The 23,886-nt window shown below is 64.2% G+C and carries 26 protein-coding genes and 1 pseudogene; 12 read left to right on the forward strand and 15 right to left on the reverse strand.

The window, feature by feature from the left end; all coding sequences use genetic code 11:
• Positions 1-132: 132 nt before the first annotated feature.
• The 3 genes from IVB42_RS23180 to IVB42_RS23190 form a co-directional block, all read right to left on the reverse strand.
• Entirely contained in the window at positions 133-942 is an 810-nt protein-coding gene (locus IVB42_RS23180) for a WecB/TagA/CpsF family glycosyltransferase (RefSeq protein WP_018453397.1), read from the reverse strand.
• Positions 935-3,304 carry an exopolysaccharide transport family protein gene (locus IVB42_RS23185; RefSeq protein ID WP_247395369.1) on the reverse strand — a complete coding sequence of 790 codons (2,370 nt, stop codon included), beginning with the start codon at positions 3,302-3,304 and terminating at the stop codon, positions 935-937. The genes IVB42_RS23180 and IVB42_RS23185 overlap by 8 nt, the downstream gene beginning before the upstream one ends.
• 291 nt (positions 3,305-3,595) lie before the next feature.
• Positions 3,596-4,396 carry a methyltransferase gene (locus tag IVB42_RS23190; protein WP_018453399.1) on the reverse strand — a complete coding sequence of 267 codons (801 nt, stop codon included), beginning with the start codon at positions 4,394-4,396 and terminating at the stop codon, positions 3,596-3,598.
• Positions 4,397-4,790: 394 nt separating this feature from the next.
• Here IVB42_RS23190 and IVB42_RS23195 point away from each other — a divergent pair, with 394 nt between their 5' ends.
• On the forward strand, positions 4,791-5,819 hold the full coding sequence (locus IVB42_RS23195) for a glycosyltransferase (protein WP_018453400.1): 1,029 nt from the start codon (positions 4,791-4,793) through the stop codon (positions 5,817-5,819).
• A gap of 15 nt (positions 5,820-5,834) precedes the next feature.
• Here the strand turns inward: IVB42_RS23195 and IVB42_RS23200 are convergent, their stop codons facing one another.
• Positions 5,835-6,821, reverse strand: coding sequence for a glycosyltransferase (locus tag IVB42_RS23200; protein ID WP_018453401.1), 987 nt, complete (start codon positions 6,819-6,821; stop codon positions 5,835-5,837).
• A 246-nt stretch (positions 6,822-7,067) separates the two neighbouring features.
• On the opposite strand from IVB42_RS23200, the gene IVB42_RS23205 reads away from it, so the two are divergent.
• From IVB42_RS23205 to IVB42_RS23220, 4 genes are all read left to right on the forward strand, one after another.
• A complete protein-coding gene (locus tag IVB42_RS23205) occupies positions 7,068-8,135 on the forward strand; it encodes a glycosyltransferase (protein WP_018453402.1) in 1,068 nt (355 codons plus the stop codon).
• Positions 8,136-8,176: 41 nt separating this feature from the next.
• Positions 8,177-9,577: an O-antigen ligase gene (locus IVB42_RS23210; RefSeq protein WP_018453403.1), complete on the forward strand. Its 1,401-nt coding sequence runs from the start codon at positions 8,177-8,179 to the stop codon at positions 9,575-9,577.
• Positions 9,578-9,642: 65 nt separating this feature from the next.
• A complete protein-coding gene (locus IVB42_RS23215; RefSeq protein WP_247299339.1) occupies positions 9,643-10,788 on the forward strand; it encodes a GNAT family N-acetyltransferase in 1,146 nt (381 codons plus the stop codon).
• Between the two features lie 75 nt (positions 10,789-10,863).
• On the forward strand, positions 10,864-11,748 hold the full coding sequence (locus tag IVB42_RS23220) for a class I SAM-dependent methyltransferase (RefSeq protein WP_085350128.1): 885 nt from the start codon (positions 10,864-10,866) through the stop codon (positions 11,746-11,748).
• Between the two features lie 3 nt (positions 11,749-11,751).
• Here IVB42_RS23220 and IVB42_RS23225 read toward each other — a convergent pair whose 3' ends face one another.
• The 4 genes from IVB42_RS23225 to IVB42_RS23240 form a co-directional block, all read right to left on the reverse strand.
• The gene (locus IVB42_RS23225; protein ID WP_157642889.1) at positions 11,752-11,979 is read right to left on the reverse strand and encodes a hypothetical protein; all 228 of its coding nucleotides are present in this window, start codon (positions 11,977-11,979) and stop codon (positions 11,752-11,754) included.
• Between the two features lie 31 nt (positions 11,980-12,010).
• Positions 12,011-12,610, reverse strand: coding sequence for an NAD(P)H:quinone oxidoreductase (wrbA, locus tag IVB42_RS23230; RefSeq protein WP_018453406.1), 600 nt, complete (start codon positions 12,608-12,610; stop codon positions 12,011-12,013).
• Between the two features lie 135 nt (positions 12,611-12,745).
• Positions 12,746-13,444, reverse strand: a complete 699-nt coding sequence (locus IVB42_RS23235; RefSeq protein ID WP_018453407.1) for a pirin family protein — start codon at positions 13,442-13,444, stop codon at positions 12,746-12,748.
• Between the two features lie 36 nt (positions 13,445-13,480).
• The gene (locus IVB42_RS23240) at positions 13,481-14,233 is read right to left on the reverse strand and encodes an SDR family oxidoreductase (RefSeq protein WP_018453408.1); all 753 of its coding nucleotides are present in this window, start codon (positions 14,231-14,233) and stop codon (positions 13,481-13,483) included.
• A gap of 117 nt (positions 14,234-14,350) precedes the next feature.
• Here IVB42_RS23240 and IVB42_RS23245 point away from each other — a divergent pair, with 117 nt between their 5' ends.
• The gene (locus tag IVB42_RS23245) at positions 14,351-15,286 is read left to right on the forward strand and encodes a LysR family transcriptional regulator (RefSeq protein WP_085350126.1); all 936 of its coding nucleotides are present in this window, start codon (positions 14,351-14,353) and stop codon (positions 15,284-15,286) included.
• Positions 15,287-15,415: 129 nt separating this feature from the next.
• Here the strand turns inward: IVB42_RS23245 and IVB42_RS23250 are convergent, their stop codons facing one another.
• On the reverse strand, positions 15,416-15,673 hold the full coding sequence (locus IVB42_RS23250; protein ID WP_026232525.1) for a hypothetical protein: 258 nt from the start codon (positions 15,671-15,673) through the stop codon (positions 15,416-15,418).
• Between the two features lie 154 nt (positions 15,674-15,827).
• On the opposite strand from IVB42_RS23250, the gene IVB42_RS23255 reads away from it, so the two are divergent.
• Together IVB42_RS23255 and IVB42_RS23260 are read left to right on the forward strand one after the other, a co-directional pair.
• The gene (locus tag IVB42_RS23255; RefSeq protein WP_018453411.1) at positions 15,828-16,811 is read left to right on the forward strand and encodes a tripartite tricarboxylate transporter substrate binding protein; all 984 of its coding nucleotides are present in this window, start codon (positions 15,828-15,830) and stop codon (positions 16,809-16,811) included.
• 95 nt (positions 16,812-16,906) lie between these two features.
• Positions 16,907-17,263, forward strand: a complete 357-nt coding sequence (locus IVB42_RS23260) for a hypothetical protein (RefSeq protein WP_018453412.1) — start codon at positions 16,907-16,909, stop codon at positions 17,261-17,263.
• Between the two features lie 68 nt (positions 17,264-17,331).
• Here IVB42_RS23260 and IVB42_RS42310 read toward each other — a convergent pair.
• The 4 genes and pseudogenes from IVB42_RS42310 to IVB42_RS23285 form a co-directional block, all read right to left on the reverse strand.
• Positions 17,332-18,173, reverse strand: a pseudogene (locus tag IVB42_RS42310) (adenylate/guanylate cyclase domain-containing protein).
• Between the two features lie 55 nt (positions 18,174-18,228).
• The gene (locus tag IVB42_RS23275) at positions 18,229-18,696 is read right to left on the reverse strand and encodes a YbaK/EbsC family protein (RefSeq protein ID WP_018453414.1); all 468 of its coding nucleotides are present in this window, start codon (positions 18,694-18,696) and stop codon (positions 18,229-18,231) included.
• Positions 18,697-18,717: 21 nt separating this feature from the next.
• Positions 18,718-19,467, reverse strand: coding sequence for a haloacid dehalogenase type II (locus IVB42_RS23280; protein WP_018453415.1), 750 nt, complete (start codon positions 19,465-19,467; stop codon positions 18,718-18,720).
• Between the two features lie 92 nt (positions 19,468-19,559).
• On the reverse strand, positions 19,560-20,570 hold the full coding sequence (locus IVB42_RS23285; RefSeq protein WP_026232526.1) for an NAD(P)-dependent alcohol dehydrogenase: 1,011 nt from the start codon (positions 20,568-20,570) through the stop codon (positions 19,560-19,562).
• 84 nt (positions 20,571-20,654) lie between these two features.
• Here IVB42_RS23285 and IVB42_RS23290 point away from each other — a divergent pair, with 84 nt between their 5' ends.
• Positions 20,655-21,002 carry a MerR family transcriptional regulator gene (locus IVB42_RS23290; protein ID WP_018453417.1) on the forward strand — a complete coding sequence of 116 codons (348 nt, stop codon included), beginning with the start codon at positions 20,655-20,657 and terminating at the stop codon, positions 21,000-21,002.
• A 112-nt stretch (positions 21,003-21,114) separates the two neighbouring features.
• Here IVB42_RS23290 and IVB42_RS23295 read toward each other — a convergent pair whose 3' ends face one another.
• Entirely contained in the window at positions 21,115-21,999 is an 885-nt protein-coding gene (locus IVB42_RS23295) for an amidohydrolase family protein (RefSeq protein ID WP_247299343.1), read from the reverse strand.
• 322 nt (positions 22,000-22,321) lie between these two features.
• Between IVB42_RS23295 and ykgO the strand changes: the two genes are divergently transcribed.
• The 3 genes from ykgO to IVB42_RS23310 all read left to right on the forward strand — a co-directional run bounded on the left by ykgO (position 22,322) and on the right by IVB42_RS23310 (position 23,588).
• Positions 22,322-22,447 (forward strand): type B 50S ribosomal protein L36, encoded by a 126-nt coding sequence (gene ykgO, locus IVB42_RS23300; RefSeq protein ID WP_006611362.1) that lies wholly within the window; start codon positions 22,322-22,324, stop codon positions 22,445-22,447.
• A gap of 117 nt (positions 22,448-22,564) precedes the next feature.
• On the forward strand, positions 22,565-23,203 hold the full coding sequence (locus IVB42_RS23305; RefSeq protein ID WP_247369071.1) for a tetratricopeptide repeat protein: 639 nt from the start codon (positions 22,565-22,567) through the stop codon (positions 23,201-23,203).
• A gap of 124 nt (positions 23,204-23,327) precedes the next feature.
• Positions 23,328-23,588 carry a hypothetical protein gene (locus IVB42_RS23310; RefSeq protein WP_018453420.1) on the forward strand — a complete coding sequence of 87 codons (261 nt, stop codon included), beginning with the start codon at positions 23,328-23,330 and terminating at the stop codon, positions 23,586-23,588.
• 12 nt (positions 23,589-23,600) lie between these two features.
• Here the strand turns inward: IVB42_RS23310 and IVB42_RS23315 are convergent, their stop codons facing one another.
• The gene (locus IVB42_RS23315) at positions 23,601-23,783 is read right to left on the reverse strand and encodes a hypothetical protein (protein WP_007596968.1); all 183 of its coding nucleotides are present in this window, start codon (positions 23,781-23,783) and stop codon (positions 23,601-23,603) included.
• Positions 23,784-23,886 lie beyond the last annotated feature (103 nt).

Here is a 23,886-nt window from a genome sequence, read left to right on the forward strand (position 1 = left end):
GTTGCCGACACCGACTGTGACAGTCTCTTTAGCCGCTTATGAGCCCGGCCCGCAAGGCGCAATACCGGCGCCGCTGGCGTTGAAATAGCGCAGGCGGGGCTGGCAACCGGCGGCGATCATGTCGTCGTCTACTCAGCGATTATTAAAGGGCCGATGGCGGCTGAACAGCAGATAGATTGCGCGTGGGTTGGTGGTTAAATAGCGCCAGAACAGGCGGCGGGGCTCGAGCAAGGTGCGCCAAGCCCATTCCAGCCCGATCTTCTGCATCCATCGCGGCGCGCGGGCGCGGCTTCCCGACAAGAAGTTGAACAGGCCGCCGGATGTCTTGATGACGCCGACATTGGTGAGATGCGGGGTGAATTCCTCGACGAACGCCTGCTCGTTTGGCACGCCCAGCGCAACCCAGAGATAATCCGGCGCAAGCGCGTTGATCTCGTCGACCTTCGCGCGCAGCGCGTCGCCACGGAGATAACCGTGGCTGTAGCCAACGATCTTGAGGTTTGGATACATCTTTCGGACGTTCTCGACCGCAAGGGCGTTCTCGTCCTCGCTGGCGCCGAACATGTAGAAGGTGCGGCCGACCGCTTCAGCCTTGCGCGCGACGACGTGAAACAGGTCCGTCGTGGCGACCCGCTCGGGCAACGGAAACCAGGATTGTAGCCTGGACGCCGCCACCAGCGGCTGGCCATCGGCGTTGATCAGGTCAGCGCTGCGGAACAGGCGCTCGGTCTCGGGTTCGGTCGAGCACCGCGCCAGCACCTCGCCATTGGCCGAGGTCAGGTGCAGCGGACGGCCGATGCGATGGCGCGGATCGGTCGCCTCGATCATGAAATTTGCGGTCGCTTCCAGATCGAGTGCGGCCATGCGAAGGCCGCCGATGGTGATCCGCGGCACGTCGGCGGTTGCGGCCCGGCCATCGAGATTGATGCGGCGCTCAAGCATATTGTCTGCCTCGTTGGCGAGCTTGGGCCATAGGGGTGAGTTCGTCGAGCACGACGCCGACGAGCTTGCGCTCCGCGCGGCCGAGTGTGCTCAAGATCTCCTCCAGGCCGTCGTTGATGTCGAGGCTGGTCGGCAGCACCGCCACCAGCGCGTCGGCATCATCGAGCAGCTTACGGCTGCCGGCCGTGAGTGGCGCCGCGGGGCCGTCAAGGATCACAAGGTCATAGCCGCCGGCGGAGCGCGCCTGCTCGATGGCCTTGCGGATGGCGTCAGTGGCCTTGCCGGCGTCGCGTTCGGCGGCCGGCAATATCGAGATGCCGTTGAGTGTCTTGATCTCGCGCGCGGCCTTGCTGCCGATCGAAAGCCATCCGACCTTGCTGGGCTCGCTCTTGACGGGACGGCTGACCTTGTTCGAGAGCGGGTGCGCCTGATGGTCGGCATCGATCATCAGGACCCGGGCGCCGTCGCGCGCGGCCGCGAGCGCGAAATTCAGCGCGGTCACGCTGCGCCCGGTGGTCTCACCGGCACCGACGAGCGCGATGACCGGCATTGTCGTTCCGCCGGCGCGCCGGGCCGCCGTAGCGCGCATGTCGCGCCAGGCGTTGAGCAGCGTCGTCAGTGGAAAGCAGGGGCGCAGCGTTGGCCAGCCGAGCCGGGTGAGGTCGATGCCGCCGCCGGTGGCGAGAATGGCACCGAGCGTGTGGATGACGTCGGCCTCCTGGAGGCGCGCGATCAGCGGCTTTTCGATCAGGGGCTTCTCGACCATCGAAGGTTGCAGCGGCGGGGCGGCGAGTTCCGGCAGTGCCTCCGCGACTTCCGGGGCTCGCGAGACCGGCTGGGACCGGGCAGTCTCCGGCGCCCGCGAAGGCTCTGGAGCTCGCGGAGCTTGCGGCAACGGAGTGCGATTGGGACGGGCCGGCGCCGGTGCGAACGCACCGGCCACCAGCAGCTCTGCCGCGACGAACCAGCTCGATGCAGCGATTGCGCCGAAGATGAAGCCGATCATGGCGAACAGGCTCATCGCCGGCGGGAACGAGCGCCGCTGCGGCACCGTCGCTTCGCCGATGATTCGGGCCGCCGAGGTGTTCAGCGTCTCCTGCTCCTCGGTCTCGCGCGAGCGCTTGAGGAAGGATTGATAGACGTCACGGCTGGCATCGGCTTCGCGCTCGAGTTCGCGCAGGCGCACGGCGGCCTGGCTGAGCTGGACGCTCTGCCGCTTCTGCGCCTCCAGCGCCCGGCTGAGCGAGGCTTCAAAGTCGCGGGCGCGCGTCAAATCGTTCTTGGCGGACTGGGCGAAGCGGTCGATCTCTTCGTTGATGGTGCGCTTGAGATCCTCGACCTGCTTTTCGGTCTGGCGCAGCGCTGGATGACGCGGGCCGAGTTCGCCGGCCTGCTCCGCATATTTCTTGCGCGCGTCGGCATATTGCGCGCGCAGGTTGGCGATGGTTGGCGATTGCAGCGCCTCGGAGTTCGCGCCTGCATCTGCCGTCGTGCGCCGGCTCGCCTCGATCTGGTCGAGGCGCGCCTGCGCGTCCATCGTCGCGGCGCGGGCGGCGGAAAGCCGCTGGTTGCTGGCGGAAAGCTGCTGGTCGCTGATCAGCGCGTCCTGGGTGCCGACGAAATTGTTCTGGGCCTTGTAGGTCGCGAGCACGGTCTCGGCGTTGCGCAGCCGCTCGCGCAGTTCCTTCAGGCGGCCGGAGAGATCGTTGGTGGCGCGCCGCGCGGCTGACGCCTGCGAGTTGCGGGACTCCGCGAGGTAGGCGCTGGTCAGCGTGTTGGCGAGCATTGCCGCTTTCGCCGGATCGGTCGACCAGACTTCGATATCGACGATGAAGCTCTTCTCGGTCTTGCGGATCGTGATGTGCCGGTTCAGCGCCTCGAGGGCGGCGAGCTGCACTTCCTTTTTCTCCGCGGCGGAGGGCGCGTGGGGCTGAAGGCCGATCAGGCCGAGCAGCGACGACATCACGCCTTTGCCGTCGGCGCCGCCGCCGAATTCGGGATCCTTGTCCAGATCAGCCTGCTGGATCACCTGGAGCAGCACGCTGTTGGAGGTGATCAGGCGCGCCTGGCTCTCGACCACCATCGACATGCCGGAGACGTCCTGCGCGCGGGGCGTTAGCTCGCGGTCGACGAGCTGAAGCTCGCGCGGGTCGACATAGAGCTGGGCGGTGGCGGTGTAGCGGGGCGTCAGGCTCTTGCCCACGGTGACGGCAAGCGTCGCACCGAGCAGCGCGGCAACGGCAATCGCGATCTTCCGCCGCCAGAGCAGATTGACCAGCTCCAGCACGTTGAAGCCGGCCTGAGGCCGGTGCTGCGGGGCCTCCGGTCTGGCCCGATCTATCGGCTGGTTATAGTCAAGCATGATCCCCAGCTTTCATTCCAAGTGCCGCGAGCTGAGGGGGTACTCTTCGCTCTACGCCACGCACCTCAGATATAGGTGCCCACTCAACGCAACAGGGAAAATTAACCATACTCATTGAGGGACTATTCACCGAAATGGCAAACAAAGCGTTTAAGCGCGTGCCTCTCTTCGACGCGTCGTCGTGACGCGTGCGATGGCGCGGTCCTTCAGAGATTAACGGTTCGTTACCCCGTGCGGCGTGGCCGCGAGGCTTCGCTGGTCTTGCGATCGGCCGCGCGCGCACCATGGCCGTCAGCTTTTCCGCAGGATGACGTGATAATCGCCGCGGCGGACGTCGGTCCCGCGCGGGAGCACGGCGTTGAGAACGGCGGCGCCGGCGTCGACCAGGGCTGCGAACAGCGGCTTGCGCCGGCGCATCTCGGGATAGCGCGGGCTCTCGACCTCACGGCGGTAGATCATCTCGAGGCCACTGGCGGCGGCGAACGCTTCGAGCCTCGGCAGCGACACCAGGGGATGGAAGAAGGTCGGGAACGGCGGCTCGCCCGGCAGGCCGGCATCCTTGATGCCTCGAATGTGCCGGTAGAACCAGACGTGGAACCAGTGCGGCGAGTATTTGGTGACGACCCCGGACAATGAGCGCGGATTGGGCGCGCCGATCAGAATCATCCCGCCGCGCTTGAGCGCATCGCGGAAATTCAAGAGTGCGGCGTCGACCTTGGGAAGATGTTCGATCACGTTGTAGCAGATCACCAGATCGAAGGTCTCGCGCCCGAAGCGGTAGGTCTGGACGTCGCCGAGGATCGCTTCGTCCGCGTAGCTGTTGTTGCGAACCTGGTCCTCGTCGATGTCGACGACGGTGACCTTGCTGCGGTTCAGCAATTCCGGTGGCAGGACGCTGCACGAGCCGCCTCCGGCTTCGTAGGTGGCGAGCTGGCCCCGTGGCAGTTCGCGGCGCAGTACGTCGTGAACGGCGAGCAGGCTGTCGCGGGCTTCACCGGGGACGAGATCGTGCAGCGCCTGAGTGTGTGCAATGGCCGCGGGAATTTGGACCGCCGTGGTTGTCGCGAAATCGATCGTGGCTGGCTTGTTCATTTTTTTCGGACCGCGCTTGTTCGACTTAAATTTACAGGAAAAATCTCGTGTGCCCGTAGAGCAAATCCGATGCCGCGACGCTTCACCCGCCGCGGTGCTTACGATGGGGTTAATGAGCATGTGCGTTAACTACGGCATCCTCCGCGCCAGCCGCCGTCGGCACGGTGGACCGCGAATTGCAGTATCACGCGTGCAAGGTTTCGCGGCAGAAACACCCGAAAGCGGTTAAGTGCATGGATGGCGGAACATCGGCGGCCTTGGCGCCGTCGTCAGGCTCAAACCGGCCGTTCATTTTGGGACGCATCCGTCCCGGGGCGATGTGCCGTCGCGGGACGGCGCTGATCCCGGGATCGAAGCAGGGCTTTTTCAATCTATCTCGGACATCTAGAACGTCATGACATTGATCCCGACAGACCTGTCCGCCACGCGTATCTCGCATGCCGTGCGCGATCCCAACCGGGAGATCGCGGCCAGCTCCCGGATCATCGACCTGTCGGTTGGTATCGTCGTCTGCATCCCCTGCTTCCGCCGCCCGCAGCATCTGCGGTTGACACTGGACTCGCTCGCCAGCCAGCGCACCCCGCGCTCTTTCGCCGTCGTCATGGCCGAGAACGATGCGGTCCGGCGCGAAAGCGCGCCGGTGGCCGCGGAGTATCTCGCCGATGGCAGACTTCAGGGTGTCTGCCTGGTCGAGAAACGGCAAGGCAACGTCCAGGCGATCAACGCCGCCTTCGAGACGGCGCTGGCGCTGTTTCCCGCCGCGACCCGGTTCCTGATGATCGACGACGACGAGATTGCCTCGCCCGATTGGCTCGAGCTGATGGTCCGCACCGCGGAGGCGACCGGCGCCGATGTGGTCGGCGGGCCGGTGCTGCCGGTCTTCGAGGACCACCGCATGCCCTGGCTTTCGCGCCACCCCGTTTTCTGTCCCGCCTATGATTACAGCGGCGCTGTGCCCTTGATCTACGGCTGCGGCAATTGCCTGATCACGCGTGCGGCGTTCGAGAGCTTTGCCCGTCCCGCCTTCGACCCGCGCTTCAACTTCCTCGGGGGCGGCGACTGCGATTTCTTCGTGCGCTGCCGCGACGCCGGCATGACCTTCCACTGGACGGCGGAAGCAGTCATCACCGAGACCGTGCCGCAAAGCCGCACCAGTTTCGGCTGGATCGTGAAGCGAGGCCTGCGCATCGGCGCGATCAATTATCGTGTGCAGTCCAAGGCCGCGCAGGGCGCTGCGGCGCGAGTGTGGGTGTTTGCGCAGATGCTCGGGAGGTTGCCGCTGTCGCTGTTGCGCGCGGCCGCTCTGCTGAAATCGTCGAAAGCCGTCGTCGCGATGCATCCCGTGATGGTCGCGCTCGGCTCGGCGCTCGCCGCGTTCGGCATCGAGCCGAAGCCCTATGAGGCCTCGAAGATCGTGTCCTGACGCCGAGGCGGCGGGCTAAATACCGAAGCAGGCGAGGGCGACCCTGACCGCGGAACGCGGCAGCGATTTGAGCGAGCGGCGCCCGACTATCCCGAGATAGGCGAAGGCCTGGCGATATCTACCGAAGCGGACCGCTTGCATTGCCGAATACGTGACGAGATGAACCTCGGCGGCCTGGCGCAGCCCGGCCGCCATGCCCGCGGGCAATCGCGCCATGATCAGCCCGTCGTCGAACACCCGCGCGATCGCCGGAAAGAAATCCTGTGGCGTCCGCACCGCCGCGTTCATGGTGTTGGCCGTGTGAAGGCGGTAGTCGAGCAGAAGGTTCGGCGCAAATTCGAATTCGCCGATCGCGGCAAGGCGGCACCAGCAGTGCCAGTCCTCGCAATATCTGAGCGAGACGTCGAACCCGCCGATGGCGCGGAAGGCCTCTGCACGTGCGAGCGCAATGCCGCCATTGACGATGAAGTTGCCGGCGGCGAGCCGCGCCAGCACGTCGCCGGACGGTTTGCGGCGGCCCTTGAGCAGATCCCGACGGCCGATCTGCCGTCCCTCGCTGTCGATCGTATTGTAGTCGCCGTAGACCAGAACCGCTCGCGGCGCGCCACGCGCAGCCGCCAGCAGCGCCGCGACCGCGCCGGGCCGCAGGCGATCGTCGGCATCGAGGAAGAGCAGCCATTGGCCGTTCGCATGCTGCGCGCCGAGATTGCGCGCTGCCGATACGCCGGCGGCGCCGTTGGTCATCAGGCGCAGTCGAGGGTCACGAATGGCGCGGACGATGGCGGGGGTATCGTCGGTCGAGCCGTCGTCCACGACGATCACTTCGGTGACCTCGGTTTGTGCCAGTGCGCTGGCGAGGGTTTCGCCGACATAAGCCGCAACATTCTTGGCCGGAATGACGACGGACACCGACGTGGTTGAGCCGACCTGCAGCGGGACGCGCGCCGCTGGAACGACGCGCGATGTGGCAGGCAATTCGAGAATGTCTTCCGCGGTGATCAAGATACGGCTCGCCTTTAACGGTCTGTTAACCAGGGCGCATCTGCGCTTGGCAATGCGATCGATCGCAACCCTGGCCGCCCTCGATGATACTCGCATCGGGAAAAAAGCGTCGCCACGAAGGCTGCCGCAGCGTTGGTTTCGTCAATTAGCGTTAAGCCGCCGGCATTAAGCCTGTGGCAAATTAGGAAGAGTGCGACAGCCGGTCCCATGCGAGAATGCGCATCAGGCCGCCGCGGATGGACACCAGTGCCCGCAAAGACATTCGACTACGATCCCGACGATATGGTCCTCAACCTGTTCTACGAGGACAAGGATGATCGCTGGTTTCCCGGCGACCGGCATCTGCGGCGCATGGCGCGTCGCATGCTGCTTGGCGAGCCGCGCATGAGCGGGCAGCTGCGCGTGTTCCTCAATCTCTGTGCGGGGCTCGATCGGCTCGGTATCCGCTATCGCGTCAACGACTATGGCTACATCGCGCGGCATCCGGGCGAACTCGCCTGCATCATCGGCCGCACCTTCTTGCTCGACAAGTTCGCCTGGAAAAATCCGATCCTGCTCGGCGTCGCCGCCCACAATCATCCGCTCGACGATCCCGACCTGTTCAAGCGCCTGCCGGTGAAGAAGGTCGTGGTGCCCGGCCCGTGGTACGCCGACATGTATCGGCCGCATTGGCCCGACACGGAGGCCTGGCCGATCGGCATCGACACGGATCTCTGGGCACCGCCGGCGACGTCGCAGAAGAGCGTCGACGTCCTGATCTACGACAAGGTGCACTGGGACCGCGATCGCTACGCGGCGGAGCTGATCGAACCCGTCCGCGCCCGGCTCACGAGGGAAGGCCGCTCGTTCGCCGAGCTGCGTTACGGCAGCTACAAGGAAGAAGACTATCGGGCCGCGCTCGCGCAATCGCGTGCGATGATCTTCCTCTGCCAGAACGAGAGCCAGGGCATCGCCTATCAGCAGGCATTGTCTTGCGGCGTGCCGGTGCTGGCCTGGGATCCAGGCGGGCCGTGGCGAGACCCCGACTACTATCCGCATCGGGTCCAATTCGCGCCGGTGTCGTCGGTGCCGTACTGGGACGATCGTTGCGGCGCCAAGTTCGTCGACATCGCCGGGTTTGAGGCGGGCTGGGATGATTTCTGGGCCGGGTGCGCCGCCGATACGTTCGATCCCCGCGGTTTCGTGCTGGACAACCTGACGCTGGAACAGCGCGCGCTTCAATATTACGAGATCGCGCGGAGCATCGTGCGGCAGCAGGCGGTGCCGCAGCGCCCCGCTGGACTGGTTGACGGATGCTTAACAGGGATCGGCTAAGACTTCGAGCTTCCCCCGGGCTTCACCACCAGCCTTGAGCCATGGATCGCAGCGCCATTGACATGACCGACGTCGAGGCCCGATCGTTCGGCGGCGTCCTGCGCGATGGGCTTGCAGGGGTCGACGCCGTGCGGGCGGCGCGCTGCCTCGTCGCAGTCGCAGCGCTGCTCCTCGTGCTGGTGACGCTCGATCCGTTTCCCGACCTGCGCAGCGAGGATGTCACCACCGTCGTCGGCGGACGAATGGCGCTCACTTATGTCGCCTGGGGCCTGCTGGCCGCGCTCGCAGTCCTGTTGGTCGCCGCAACGGATGCGCCCGCGCTTAAGACGCTGGTGACGCCGCTGCATCTCTGCCTGGTCGGCTGGCTGTTGATCAGCATCGTCTTCTCCGAGAATCGCGGAGTCTCGATGCAGCGCTTCATGCTCGCAGCCAGCGTGATGTCGCTCGCGGTGCTGTTGCCGTTGCTGCCGCCGACGCAGCGCAGCTTCAACCTGTGCCTCGGCGGCGCCGCCCTCGTACTGCTTGCGCTCTGCTATCTCGGCGTCTTCGTGGCGCCGCAATACTCGATCCACACCGCACTCGACGTCACCGAGCCGCAGTTGGCCGGCGACTGGCGCGGCAGCTTTGGTCACAAGAACATCGCTTCGCCGGTGATGACCATCCTGATTTATGTCGGCATTTACCTGTCTGCCATTGGTTCGTTCTTGATGGGGCCGGCCATCGCCGCGCTGGCTGGAATCTTCCTGATCTTCACCGGCGGCAAGACGTCGTCGGTACTGTGCCTTGCGATTTATGCGCTCGCCTCGCTGGTCTGCGTGACGCCGGGCCTGTGGCTGAAGCGGATCATCTGCTTCGTGCCGCTGATCGCGATGAACCTGCTGACGGTCGGCAGCGTCATGAGCCCGGCGCTCGGAGCGATGACGCGGCTGCTTCCGCTCGATCCCACCTTCACCGGCCGTTCCGCCATCTGGGAGTTCGCGCTCGCAGCTGTCGCGGAGAAGCCGATCATCGGTCACGGCTACGCCGCGTTCTGGGACGACGTGACCGCGCGGCAGACCGCCCAGGGCGCCGAATGGGCGACGAGCGCGGCGCACAGCCACAACAGCTATCTCGACCTCGCGGTCACCATCGGCCTGCCGGGGCTGTTGCTGGTGATCCTCGTCTTCGTGCTCGCGCCGCTCGGCAATTTCCAGACGGCCCGAACTCACAACCGCAGCGGTGCGTTGGCAAAGCTGTTCCTGACCGTATGGCTGTTCGGCCTGTATTACGGGGCCACCGAGACCTTCTTGCTCGAACGGCAAAATCCGATCTGGTTCATGTTCACTGTTGCCGTGGCCGGCCTGCACTTCCTGGCCAGGTTCCAATGCGTCGCGGAAATGGAACCGGACGACTTGTCGCAGCCGGTGCCGCCGCAATGGCATCGGCTTAACGATAAGCTGTGAGCTCACTTGTGGCCGCGACAAAACATAATCTATCTGGAAACGCCCAGTAATCGTATGTCCCGCGGATGACGATCCTCAGCGTCGAGCAACCAGATGGTCTTGTGTCCAGCGCGTCGGCAATCGCGGTCGATTTCGTGCGTGATTGGCCGCGGGCCGCATCGCGCCTGAACGCAGGCCATCGCACTGCATTCCAGCATGGCTACTGGCTCGGCGCCTGGTACGAGGCGTTCCACGATCTCTCGCCGCTGATTGCATTGATCTCCGATGCCACGACCGGCAGGGACATCGCAATCGTGCCGATGATCAGCCACCTCAGGCGCGGCATCCGCATCGTCGAATTCGCCGATCTCGGCGTTTCCGACAACAACGCGCCGATCCTGGCGCTCGATGCCGCGTTGGACGCGGCGGCGGCGGATGCGATCGGCACGGCGCTGATCGACGCATTGCGCGCATTGCCGGACCGCTTCGATTTGCTGCGCCTGAAGAAGATGCCGGCCCAGATCGGCGGCAACCCGAACCCGCTGGTGTCGCTCGGCCGGATCGGGTCCTGCTCGCTCAACGGCAACCTCGTGCTGACCGGCGACGACTATGAAGATTACCAGGCCTCGATCAAGCGCATGCAGATGCCACGCTGCTGGCGCGTCTTCAACCGTCACGCCGGCGCGCGATTCGAGATCGCCACCGATGTCGCGCGTGCGCGCGAGCTGCTGGACGTGATGGATGCCCAGCAGCAGGCGCGCATGCGAAAGCTCGGCTCGCGCTTCGTCCTCAACGACGAAACCCATGCGCAGTTCTATCGCGAGGTCGCGCGTCGGGGCGTCGCGAACGGTTATGCCGTCATCTCGGCGCTGGTTTGCGACGAGGCCATTGTCGCCACCGCGCTCGGCGTCAGGTTCGGTGAGACCTATTTCCTGCTGCGCATCAGCCACACCGGCGATTCCTGGTCGAACTGCTCGCCGGGGCTGCTCGTGACCGAGCGCACTATGGCGGCGCTGCATGCGGAAGGCGTGCGCCGTTTCGACCTCAGCATCGGCAACCAGGACTACAAGCGCCGCTTCGGCGCCGAGCCGGTGCCGCTGACGGATGTCAGCGTCGCGCTGTCCTGGCGCGGCATGCCCTTCGCGTGGCGCGACCACGCCGCGCAGGGCCTGCGTCGTCACCCCAGGCTTGCCGCCTTTGCGGCGCAGGCGATGGGCAAGAGGACGCGCTGACGCGCCGCCCTGGATTGTAGGGTCACTCGATTATCGCAATCGTTGTGTTATCGTCGCCTGTTTCCCGGAGGCGACATGGAAGATCGTTCGGCAAAATATCGCGCATTCTATGCACAGTTGATCAGCGCCGCGGCGAGGGCCGCGGACCCCCGTATCGAAGAAGCGTTTCGCACCGTCAGGCGCGAGACGTTCGCCGGACCCGGGCCGTGGTCGATCTCGGTTGGCGGCCACCCCTATGTTGTCACACCCGATGATGATCCCGCTTTCCTCTATCAGAACACGCTGCTCGCGCTCGACAGCGCGCGGGGTCTCAATATCGGGATGCCCGGCGCGCACGCCTATTGGCTCAGCGGTTGCGCGGTGAAGGAAGGCGAGACTGTGATCCAGATCGGCGCGGGGAGCGGCTATTACACCGCAATCCTCGCGCATCTCGTCGGCCCCGGCGGCCGCGTCCATGCCTACGAGATCGACGAACGTCTGGCAGGCCTCGCGCGCGAGAATCTGAAGGACATCGCCCATACGGACGTGCGGGATCGATCGGGCATCGCGTCCGATCTTCCCAAAGCCGACGTGATCTATGTCTGCGCGGGTGCGGCGCAGCCGGCCACCGAATGGCTCGATGCCTTGCTGCCCGGTGGGCGGCTGGTGTTTCCACTCGCGCCCGAAGGCATGATCGGCGGCATGTTGATGATCACGCGCCCCGACGAGGGGGCGGTCTGGCCCGCCAAATTCCTCGGGCGTGCCCAATTCATCGGCTGCGCGGGATTGCAGAACGCGGATGCCGCCCGGCGACTGGCCGAGGCGTTCGCAAGGGGGTGGGAGGGCGTGCAGTCGTTGCGGAGAGAGGGCGCTCCCGACGAGACCTGCTGGTTCGCCGGTGAGGGCTGGTGGCTGTCGACAGCGCCGGCGCCTGTCGCGACTGCGCCCATTAAGCCCAACGCGGACATCACGCAGGCCTAGTGGCTAGAGCATCATGACTTCGCGCAGCCGGCACAGTGAAAGCGGCCGCGTGAGGCCTTGAACAGGCTCCGGCAATACCAGCGCCGCGCCAGCGCCTGAGCGGGCCTGCGGATCATCTGCGCGATCAACAAGAGTTCGAAAGCCATTCGTATCGCTTTTGGTGAAATATCCTGGCCACAGAGATGGGGCGGCATCTCCAGAAGAGAATGCCGCCCAGATCGCACCTGCCATGCAGTGGTTCGGACGTAAAGCTTAACCGCGCTCAGCCGTGCAGCTTCCTGGCTGTCTCCGCGATCTGGCGGCCCTGATAGCGTGCGCCGGCGAGCTCGTTGGCGCTGGGCTGCCGGCTGCCGTCGCCTCCGGTGATCGTGGTGGCGCCGTAAGGCGCGCCGCCGGTGACCTCGTCGAGCTTCATCTGGCCGGCAAAGCCGTAATTCAGGCCGACCACGACCATGCCGAAATGCAACAGGTTGGTGATGATCGAGAACAGCGTCGTCTCCTGACCACCATGCTGGGTCGCGGTCGCCGTGAAGGCGCCGCCGACTTTGCCGTGCAGCGCGCCCTTGGCCCAGAGACCGCCGGCCTGGTCGAGGAAGTTCGCCATCTGCGAGGCCATGCGGCCGAAGCGGGTGCCGGTGCCGACAATGATCGCGTCGTAATTGGCGAGGTCGTCGATCGTGGCGACGGGGGCGGCCTGGTCGAGCTTGTAATAGGACGCCTTGGCGACCTCGGCCGGCACCAGCTCGGGTACGCGCTTGATGTCGACGGTGGCACCGGCTTCGCGCGCGCCTTCGGCAACGGCATTGGCCATCGTTTCGATGTGGCCATAGGCGGAATAATACAGGACGAGAACTTTGGTCATGATGTCTCCGATGGGATTGAGTGAGTGCTTTTTTTGGGTCGTCATGCCCGGGCTCGTCCCGGGCATCCACGTTCTTGTTCGCTCGTCGCGGGGCGTGGATGGCCGGGACAAGCCCGGCCATGACAGAGAGAGCCGTTACGCCGCGTCGACGAGCACGATCTCGGAATCTTCGAGTGCCGTGATTTTCAGCCTGTCCTCGTCGCGGATCGCGGCGCCGTCGCGGGCGTTGACGCGCACGCCGTTAATTTGGACTGACCCCGCCGCGGGCACCAGATAAAGGTGCCGCGACTTGTGCGGCACGTACTCGGCGCTCTCACCGGCCTTCAGCGTGGTGGCGAGCACCCGCGCATCGGCGCGGATCGGCAGCGCGTCCGTGTCATGCTCGAAGCCGCTCGCGATGGTGACGAGCTTGCCCGAGCGGTCTCCTTTCGGAAACGGCTTCGAGCCCCAGGTCGGCTGCCCGCCGCGCGCGGTCGGCTCGATCCAGATCTGGAAGATGCGTGTCTTGGTCGACTCGAGATTGTACTCGGAGTGGCGGATGCCGCTGCCGGCGCTCATCACCTGCACGTCGCCCGCTTCGGTGCGGCCTTCGTTGCCGAGGCTGTCCTGATGGGTGATCGCGCCCTCGCGCACATAGGTGATGATTTCCATGTTGGCGTGGGGATGGGCGGGAAAGCCGGTGTTCGGCGCGATCTCGTCGTCGTTCCAGACCCGCAAGGCGCCGTGACCCATGTTGTCGGGGTCGTAATGGCTTGCGAAGGAGAAATGATGCTTGGCATTGAGCCAGCCGTGATCGGCGCCGCCGAGCTTTGCGAAGGGTCTGAGTTCGATCATCTGCGTAATTCCTTGTTTTGGCGGATGGCGCCTTGATCAGGCGCCAAAACCGCCGTCGACGTTGAGCACCGTGCCGGTGACGAAGGAGGCTTCCGGACTTGCGAGGAACACGACGCCAGCCGCGACTTCCTCGGGGCGGCCGAAGCGCTGCAACGCGTGCTGCTTGCGCTGGGTCTCGGCGAACTCGCCGCCGTCCTTCGGGTTCATGTCAGTGTCGATCGAGCCGGGCTGCACCACATTCACGGTGATGCCGCGTGGGCCGAGGTCGCGCGCTGCGCCCTTGGTGTAACCGACCACTGCGGCCTTGGTGGCGACGTAGTCCGCAAGACCCGGGAACGAGGCGCGATCGGCGAGCATCGAGCCGACGGTGACGATGCGGCCGCCTTCGCCCATCAATTGCGAAGCGGCGCGGATCGCAGCGATCACGCCATGCACGTTGATGGCATCCTGGCGGGCGAGCGCTTCGGTGTCGGCATTGGCGTCATCGATCGCACCGCCGCTCGCGACGCCGGCATTGTTGACGAGGATGTCGAGATGGCCGAACTCCTTCGCGACGTCGTTGACGAGCTGCGTCACGTCCTTGGCCGAGGCCTGGTCCGCCTTGAAGGCGCGGGCATTGACGCCTCGGGCCTTCAACTCGGTGACGACGGCTTCCGCCTTTTCGGGAGAGGCAACGTAGCTGATCGCGACATCCGCGCCTTCATCGGCGAGGGCGCGAGCAGAGGCCGCGCCGATACCGCGCGAGCCACCAGTGACGAGGGCAACCTTGCCTGAGAGCTTCTTGGTCATTGGATTTCTCCATTCCTGAATTTCTGATGACCCTTGGATAAGCCTCTGTTTGTGGTATAGAAATAGAAACTGTCGAAACACATTGTTTCCTTAAACATCCCAATTGGATCCGCTTTCATGGCCAAACTCCCCGATTTCGAGGCGCTCGCGATTTTCGCAAAAGTCGTGGAATTACGGTCGTTTGCGGGGGCCGCTGGTGAGCTCGCGATGTCCAAGGCAACGGTGTCCAAGGCGGTCACGCGCCTCGAAGAGCGGCTCGGCGCCCGGCTGTTCAACCGCACCTCACGCCGGCTCGCGCTGACCGATGCCGGGCATAAGCTCGCCGAGCGTGCGACGCGCCTGCTGTCCGACGGCGAGGCGGCGGAGAACGAGGCGCTGGCGCAATCGGTCGCACCGCGCGGCCTCGTGCGGCTCGCCGTGCCCATGACATTCGGGATCAAGGCGGTGGCGCCGCTGCTGCCGGAGTTCTTCGAGGCGTATCCGGAGGTCTCGGTCGATCTGCACTTGAGCGATGCGACCATCGATTTGATTGGCGAGGGCTTCGACATGGCGGTGCGGATCGCGCGGCTGCCGGATTCCTCGCTGATCGCCCGCCGGCTCTTCACCATGCCGCGTTTCACGGTGGCCGCGCCGTCATATCTCGAGCAACACGGGCGGCCGACGCATCCGATGCATCTGGCCGAGCACAAATGCTTCAGCTACGCCTATCTCTCCACGCCCAACGTCTGGCACTACACCAACTCGGCCGGCGAGCAGGCCAGCGTACGTCCGGGCGGACAGCTCCGCGTCAACAACGGCGAAGCGGTGATGCCGGCGCTGATCGCCGGCCTCGGCATCGCCGACCTTCCGGAATTCATCGTCGGTGACGCCATCTCCTCCGGCGAGGTCGAAGTGATCCTGAAGGACTGGAAGCAGGTCGAAGGCGCCGTGCATCTGGTGACGCCACCTGGCGGCCCGCGCCCCGCGCGCGTCGAGGCGCTCGGTGATTTTCTCGCGGCGAAGCTGCCGGGGACGTGCAAGCGGCGAGTGCGCGGAAAGGCAAAGCCGTCTTAGAAAAGCCGTCGTAGAGCGAGCGGCTTCATCGACCTCCATCATTGCGAGGAGTGAAGCGACGAAGCAATCCAGAATGTCTCCGCGGAGGTATTCTGGATTGTTTCGCTGCGCTCGCAATGACGGGTTGGACTAAGACACCTTCTCACCATTACGCACCACAATTCGCAAGCTCGGCTTCAACGTCTCCTCCAGTTGCGACTTCAAATCATGAACACGCGGATCGCGCGAACGCTTCGCGCAGACCGCGTATTGGTGCACGGATTGCGCCAAGGCGCGTCGCGCTTCCGGCGTTCGCGTCACGTCCGGCTTTGAAAGCCGCAAGACGATGGCGGCGAGATTCACCAGCATCTCGTCCAGCGCCACGTCAATGGTCTGAAGTCTATTCATCGCTCCACTCCCTGGGAGGCAACGGTGAGCCCAGGGGGGCGTTCCTGACCGGGCGGAACATGGATAATGCTTCGTTAATCCCGCCGCGCGGCTTGTTCTTGCGGACGGTCACGCTAGGCTGGCAGCGAAATAAGAAAACAGGGGGAAATCTGCCATGGATCGACGCGATGTCCTGCGCGCGGCTGCCGCATTGCCGTTGTTGCCTGTGTTGTCGAGCGCGGCTTTCGCGCAAGCCTATCCCTCTCGCAACGTCACCATGATCGTGCCGTTTCCGGCCGGCGGCCAGGCGGATCTTGCGGCGCGCCCCGTCGCACAGGCGCTGGAGCGAATCCTCGGCAAGGCGGTCATCGTCGACAACCGCGCCGGCGGTGGCGGTGGATCCGTCGGCAATGCCGCGGCGGCGCGCGCCGAGCCCGACGGCTACACGCTGCTGATGACGCTGTCCTCGCTCGCGGTGCTGCCCGAGGCCGACCGGCTGTTCGACCGTCCGGTCGCCTACGAGCTCTCGCAGTTCATGCCGATCGCGCGGGTGCTGGCCGATCCCACGCTGCTCGCGGTGCCCGCCTCGGCGCCATGGAAGACCGCGCAGGATTTCGTCGAGGATGCCAGGAAGCGTCCCGGCCAGATCACCTACGGCTCATCGGGGCCTTACGGCACGCTGCACGTGGCGATGGAGATGTTTGCGAGCAGCGCCGACATCAAGCTGCTGCATGTGCCGTTTCGCGGCGCCGGACCGGCGCTCACCGCGCTGCTCAGCGGCACCGTGCAGGCGATCGCCGCCGCACCGGGAACGCTGAAGCCGCAAGTGGAGGACGGCAAGCTGCGCGTGCTCGGCAATTGCGGCGCCAAGCGCGTCGCAAGCTTCCCCGATGTGCCGACCTTCCAGGAGCTCGGTTACAAGGACGTCGAGATGTACATCTGGGCCGGACTCTTTGCACAGAGTGCTCTTCCCGCGCCGATCGCGACTCGCCTGCGCGAGGCGATGGCGCAGGTGATGACGAGCCCCGACGTGCTCAAGGCCTTCGAAACGTCGGGCAGTCTCGTTGCCTATCAGGACGCGCCGGCGTTTGCCGAGTTCGTGGCGGTCGACAGCGCGCGGCTGATTGCTGCGGTGAAGAAGATCGGCAAGGTCGAATAGGTTCCTGGCCCATTTTCACAATTTTTTGTTGGTCCAGAACCTCTCCGCGTCTCATTGATTGAACAGAATTCGAGAGACTCGCGAAGGAATCGGACATGCGAACAGAGCGGATCGCGCTGGGTGTGGCGCTTGCAATCGGCGGCATCGTCGCGCAAGGCGCTGCATCCGCTGAAGAGTATCGCGGAACCATGGAGCAGCAGATGGCCTGCACGCCGGATGTGTGGCGGCTGTGCAGCGATCAGATCCCTGATGTGAGCCGCATTACGGCCTGCTTGCGGCAGAATACGCCCCAGCTCTCCAGCGGCTGTCGCGCGGTGTTCCAGTCCAACAACCAGATGCCGCCGCAGCAGCAGGTTCCGGGCAATCGCGCCGCGCCGGCGCCGCGATACAACAATGTGCCGCCACCACCTCCGCAGGCGCAGCCGCGGCCTTATGACGATAGCGACGAGTAGTGCTGCCCAAGCATGATCGGGGCGCGCGCGCGCAGCAGTGGGCGCGAAGCGCGGTTGTGCCGCCTCGTTCAGCGCTCGCCCTTGCCGTCCGACTCAGGTCGATCCCGGAGCGCCGTCCGCATGATGGCGCCGAAGAGCAAAGCTGCCACCGGCCAATGGAACCAGATCTTGTGCATGCCGGTGAAAATATTGATCAGAATCAGAAAGGCCGACACCGTGAGGGCCGCCGCAACCGGGCGGGGCAGCTTCGCCAGTCCGTCTGAAACGAAGCCCATCCAAATTGGATGACTCGGATCTGTCGCGGTGCGCGGCGTCAGTTTGCGAGCCCGCACTTGCGGTCTGAGATGTCAGGCGTTCGCCAGGCGGAAAGCTCCGTGCTTGAGCGGCTTGGCCGCTCATGGTCACACGATAGCTGGTCACGGGGAGCAATGTTTTTCATTGGACGCTGGCCGAGGCAGTCGAAGCCAACAGATAATTTGTTGTGCACCTGATCATAGGCGGAGCTGGAGATCACGATACCACCGGGTTCGGCAAGTTCTTGCAGACGCGCCGCGATATTGACCCCGTCTCCATAGAGGTCGGAACCATCCACCATCACATCGCCGAGATTGATGCCGATGCGAAACCGCATCGGGGGAGGTGGGCCCGAATCCTGGTTGGAAATTTCCTGCTGAATCTCGACCGCACACTGCACGGCTTCCACGACGCTGGCGAATTCGGCGATGACGGCATCGCCCCAGGTATTCACGATCCGGCCGTCATGGCGCTCCACCAATCGCGCGATGGCCGTGCGATAGCGGCGGAGTGTCTCCAGCGTTCCCGCCTCGTCTGCTTCCATGAGACGAGAATAGCCGTGCACATCAGCGCATAGCACGGTGGTCAGCCGCCGTTTGACCTTATCATCGGGCATGGTCCGTACATTAGCGTCCCTGACCGGCAAATGCATCAGGCATCCCCCAGCTGCCTTACGGCCTGACTTCGCAGACATCGACCCATTCAGCCCGGGTCAGCTCCGCCATCCGCTCCGGCGTGATGCGCACGGCGCTGTGGGTCGAGCCGGCGGCCGGCACCACCACGTCGAACGCTTTCAGCGAGACGTCGCAATAGACCGGCAGCGGCGCCTTTAATCCGAACGGGCAGACGCCGCCGACCTCGTGGCCGGTGATCTCGGCGACCTCTTCCAGTCCCAGCATTTTCGGCTTGCCGCCGAACGCCGCCTTCACCTTCTTGTTGTCCATGCGCGAAGTGCCGGCCGCGACGATCAGGATCACGCGCTCGCCGATCCGCAACGACAGCGTCTTGGCAATCCGTCCGGGCTCGACGCCATAAGCCTCGGCGGCCAGCGGCACTGTCGCGGAGCTGATCGGGGATTCGATAACTGATATGTCGGGGGCTTTCTCGGCGAAGAAGGCGCGAACGGATTCCAGGCTCATTCAGGTCGGCTCATTCCAGACTTACCGTTGGGCGGCGATGCCTAAGCAACTTGGCAGTTCCGAGAGCGCCCGGACGCGATGATCCGGCGCAAAGCCGAGCTCGTCCATCTGGGTGCGGATCGCCTTAAACATCGTCAGCGGTGCCACGAGTTCGTTCTCGACGCAAGCCAGCGCCATCGCTTCCGGCGTCACCCGTTCGATCCAGGCAACGTTCAGTCCGAATGCTTTCGCGCCCGCGACATCCCAGGGATTGGAGGAGACGAACAGCACCTCGTCAGGCGCGGTGCCGAGCACCTCGCCGATCAGCTCATAGGCCTCCGGGCTCGGCTTGAAGATCTTCTTCTCGTCGACGCTGATCGTGGCGTCGAGCAGGGCGTCGAGGCCGGAGTTGCGCACGAGCGCATTCAGCATGTCCGGACTGCCGTTGGAGAGGATGGCGAGCTTTCGCGGTTTCAGAGCCGTGAGCGCCGCCGTCGCATCCGGATAGAGATCGAGATGAAGGTACTTCTCGACGACGCGCTCGAATGCCTCATTCTCGTAAGCGAGCCCGAGCACGCGCAGCGTATAGGCAAGCGAGTCGCGCGTGATGGCTGCAAAGTCCTGGTAGCGCCGCATCAGCGAGCGCAACCAGGTGTATTCGAGCTGCTTGATTCGCCAGATCTGCGTGATGATCTCACCGTAGCCCGGAAACGCATCCTCGGTGGTCTCGGCGACCGACTGGATATCGTAAAGCGTTCCGTAGGCATCGAAGACAACGGCTTTGAGACTCAATTGACCTGTCCTCCGGGATCGTTGCGGTCCACGGACTATACAAGGCGCCGCGGTATCGATCCAACACGGAAACGCGAACTGAGCCCTCGCTTTTAAAGCCTGATCACGATCTTGCCGAAGTGTGAGCCGGTCCGCAGGTGCGCATACGCTTCGGGAACGTCGTCGAAGTCGTAGACCCGATCCACGATCGGGTGGATCGCGTGTTCGGTCAGGAAGCGATTCATCGCGGCAAAGTGTTCGACCGATCCGACGGTGACACCAATGATGTCGGCATTCTCCCACTGCAGGCGCGCGAGGTCGGGCTTGGGACCGAACCCCGTCAAGACACCGATCTGGACGATCTTGCCACCCGAAGCGACCGATCGCAGCGATCGGTCATAAGTGCCGGGACCGCCGAGTTCGAGGATGTGACTGGCACCTGCGCCATTCGTCGCCTTCATGAGGACGACATCCCAGTCAGGGGTGTCGCGGTAGTTGATGAGGATCGAGCCGCCCAGCGCCTTGGCGCGGGCGAGTTTTTCATCCGAGGAGGATATCACGATCGCACGCGCCCCCAGCGCCGCTGCGAATTGAAGCCCGAACAGCGCGACGCCGCCTGTTCCCTGGACCAATAGCGTGTCGCCTTTGTGCATCCCGCCGCGTGCGATGAGGCCATGGAAAGCCGTGACGCCGGCACAGGGCAGGGTCGCTGCCTCCACCGCGGACAGATGGGCCGGCACTGAGACCAGCGCGGTCGCCGGCAGCACGACATACTCAGCCAGCATTCCGTCCATCGTGTTGCCACCGAGGGATGACGGAATATAGCTGGACTTGAACGGCCCCGAGATCCAATCGCGGAAGAACGACGCAGCGACGCGGTCTCCGAGTCGCCATTGCGCGACGCCGGCGCCGATGGCGTCAACGACACCCGCACCGTCGGAGAGTGGCACGCGGCCGTTGATCTCGCCTTGGCCTGCACGGTCGAGGATCAGGAGGTCGCGGTAATTCAGACTTGCCGCTTCGACCCGAATGCGGACCTCGCCATTGGCGGGTTCGGGTTTGCTGATTTCGGCGCGCGCAAGGCGGCCAGCACCAGCATGGCCATTCAAATGGTAGGCTTTCATCGTTGCTCCCTTCACAAGTGGCATTCACTTGGACGAGCAAAGTCTTTAGGGTCTGACAGTGCTGTCAGGGTCAAGGGGCTTCAGATGAAAATCGGCGAACTCTCCCGGCGGACGGGGGTCAGCGTCCGAATGCTGCGCTACTACGAAGGCGAAGGACTGCTCACGCCGCTGCGGACGAACTCCGGCTATCGCGACTATGGCTTGGCCGAAGAGGAAACCGTACGGCGCACCAAGATGCTCGGCGGCGCGGGAATGACGCTCGAAACCATCAAGCGGTTGCTCCCATGCGTGAGGAACAACGATCCAGCTTTCACGCCGTGCAACGAGCTGCGAAAAATACTCACTCAGCAGGTCGGCCTGATCGACGAACGTATCGAGACGCTCAGCCAAAGCCGGACAATCCTGGCCGGCTTCCTCGCAGGCGTGAACTGATCGCATAACATAGCCATCAGATTCACCGCGCCAAAGTCTTAGGCCCTCAGGGCCGGAGCATGAGGGCTTCGATAGCAGCGTCGAAGCCCTCGATGCGCTGACGAGTACGCGCCTAGATCCCCAGCAGCTTGCGCGCGTTGGCCTTCAGCACCTTCGGCCGGATCTCGTCGCGGATCTCGATCTTGGCGAAATCCGACAGCCAGCGGTCGGGCGTGATCACCGGCCAGTCCGAACCGAACAGCATCTTGTCCTGCAGGATCGAGTTGATGTAGCGCACCAGGATCGGCGGGAAATATTTCGGCGACCAGCCCGAGAGGTCGATGTAGACGTTGGGCTTGTGGGTCGCGACCGACAGCGCCTCTTCCTGCCAGGGGAAGGAGGGATGGGCGAGAATGATCTTGAGCTCGGGGAAATCGGCCGCGACGTCGTCCATGTACATCGGGTTGGAATATTTCAGCCGCATGCCCATGCCACCGGGCATGCCCGAGCCGACGCCGGTCTGGCCGGTGTGGAACAGCGCGATCGCGCCGCCATTGTTGATCTCTTCATAGAGCGGATAGGCCATGCGGTCGTTGGCGTAGAAGCCCTGCATGGTTGGGTGGAATTTGAAGCCGCGCACCCCGTATTCCTCGATCAGCTTGCGCGCCTCGCGCACACCGAGCTTGCCCTTGTGCGGGTCGATCGAGACGAAGGGGATGAGAACGTCGAGATGGTCGGAGGCGATCTCCAGCATCTCCTCATTCTTGTAGCGGCGGAAGCCGGTCTCGCGCTCGGCGTCGACCGGGAAGATCACCGCGGCGATGTTCTTGGACCGATAGTAGGCGGCGGTCTCCGGCACGGTCGGCGGATGCTTGTGCGGCGACTTGAAATAGTCCGCCATCTGCGCCTGGAAGTCGTCATAGCCGTCGTCGGGATGGGTGCCGCAGGGCTCCTCGGCGTGGGTGTGGATGTCGATGGCAACGACGTCGTCGATGTTCGGCAGCTTCAGCTTCGGCATGGGTTTCCTCCCGACGGGTTGTCGAATTGATTATATGATATAACGAATTTGGCAAGGCATTGTGGGGACAAGGCGTTGTGGGATCGGCGTCGTCCGAGATGATTGAGCCCGATCCGGCCGCTTCTACTTTGCATCGGGTTGTTTTCCTGAATTTGCTGGGTGCGATCGGGCCAGTTAACATTGACATCCGGTCCTCCCATGCCTTAAGAACCGCCCCGTCCCGGGCGGTCGGTCCGCCAGCGGGAAAATCTCATTTTGCCTCATTCGCGCGTGCCGAAACGGTAGTGCCGAACACGGCCTTTCGAACGTTCAGGATTCTGCCATGAAGGTCCGTAACTCGCTGAAATCGCTGCGCGGTCGCCATCGCGCCAACCGCCTGGTCCGCCGCAAGGGCCGGGTCTATGTGATCAACAAGGTGCAGCGCCGCTTCAAGGCTCGCCAGGGCTGATCTGGGCGGCTGATTTCGCCCTGCCTGACGCTCGCGCGCCCGCAAGACCACGGTCTCACACGAGTTTGACGCCGCCCCTGCTTTGCAAGGGCGGCTTTGCGCGTTTAGACTTCGACCATGGCAGTGAGATTCCTCTTCGCGCGCACCCTGTGTCTGGCTCTTGTGCTGGGAGCCGCCGGCCTCGCTCCGGCGCTGGCGCAGGCTGATCCGCCGGCTCCGCCCGGCAAGCAGAAGAAACTTCCGGAAGCGCCGGCCAAGCTGCCCAAGGTCGACCGCACCAAGAATCTCGATTTCCTGTTCGGCGCGCTGAAAGCTGCGCCCGACGAAGCCAGCGCCAAGCATGTCGAGGCGCGGATCTGGGCGATCTGGATCCAGACCCCGAGCGACACCGCGGCGCTGCTGATGGCGCGGGCCAAGACCGCCGTCGACGCAAAGAAGATCGAGGTTGCGATCAAGCTGCTGGATTCGGTCGTCAAGCTCAGGCCCGACTACATCGAGGCCTGGAATCGTCGTGCGACGCTCTACTACATGCAGAACGATTATGGCCGCTCGCTCGCCGACATCCGCGAGGTGTTGATCCGCGAGCCTCGTCATTTCGGCGCGCTCGCAGGCCTCGGCATGATCATGCAGGAGGTCGGCGACGAAAAGCGCGCGCTCGAAGCCTACCGCAAGGCGCTCGCCGTCAATCCGCACCTCGAGAAGATCCCCGACCAGGTCAAGGCGCTGATCGAGAAGGTCGAAGGCCGCGATATTTAGCGGACAAGTCGATCATTGCTCGAGCGAATGCGGCGCAGGCGGATTAACCACGATGACACGCGCCGCGTTACAAGGGGTGTGGATGGCACCGCCGCAGGCCTACCTTCATGGCGGGAGCACAGCCATGAAGCGTTTGATCTTTGCAGGTATGTTGCTGTTGGCGTCGGGCACGGCGAGCCTCGCCGACGGACTGTTCTGGGTGGTCGGCAATCGCGCCACCGGAAAATGCAACATCGTGACCAGCAATCCCGTGATCTTCGGCGACGTCTGGTTCGGTGACGGTCCTTACAAATCGAAGGCCGACGCCAAGCTTGCCCGTTCGACCATCCGCGCCTGTCCCGCACCCACGCCTGACGAGGAAAAGGACGAGGACAGCACGAACTAGGTCGACAGCAATCTAGTGCAAAACGCTGCCTTCGCGCTCGGCGAGGCCGCGATCGACCGCTGCGGCGTAGGCCTTTGCAAGCTCCGTCTCGAGGTGCTCGTTGATCAGCAGCAGCGCGCGCACGGCACCGCGCAGGTCACCGTGGCAGCTTGCCACGATCTCGTCGATCGCAGTATCTTTGGATCTCAGGCTCATCGAAATTCTCCGGTTCAAATCAGGATAAATCCTGCCGGTCTTCCCGCATCCCTGAGGGTTGCGAGCACGATCGGCGCCCACCTGCGTCTAAATGGCGGAACCG

Source organism: Bradyrhizobium sp. 45 (assembly GCF_023073155.1).
In the GTDB taxonomy this organism is placed as follows: Bacteria; Pseudomonadota; Alphaproteobacteria; order Rhizobiales; family Xanthobacteraceae; genus Bradyrhizobium; species Bradyrhizobium canariense_D.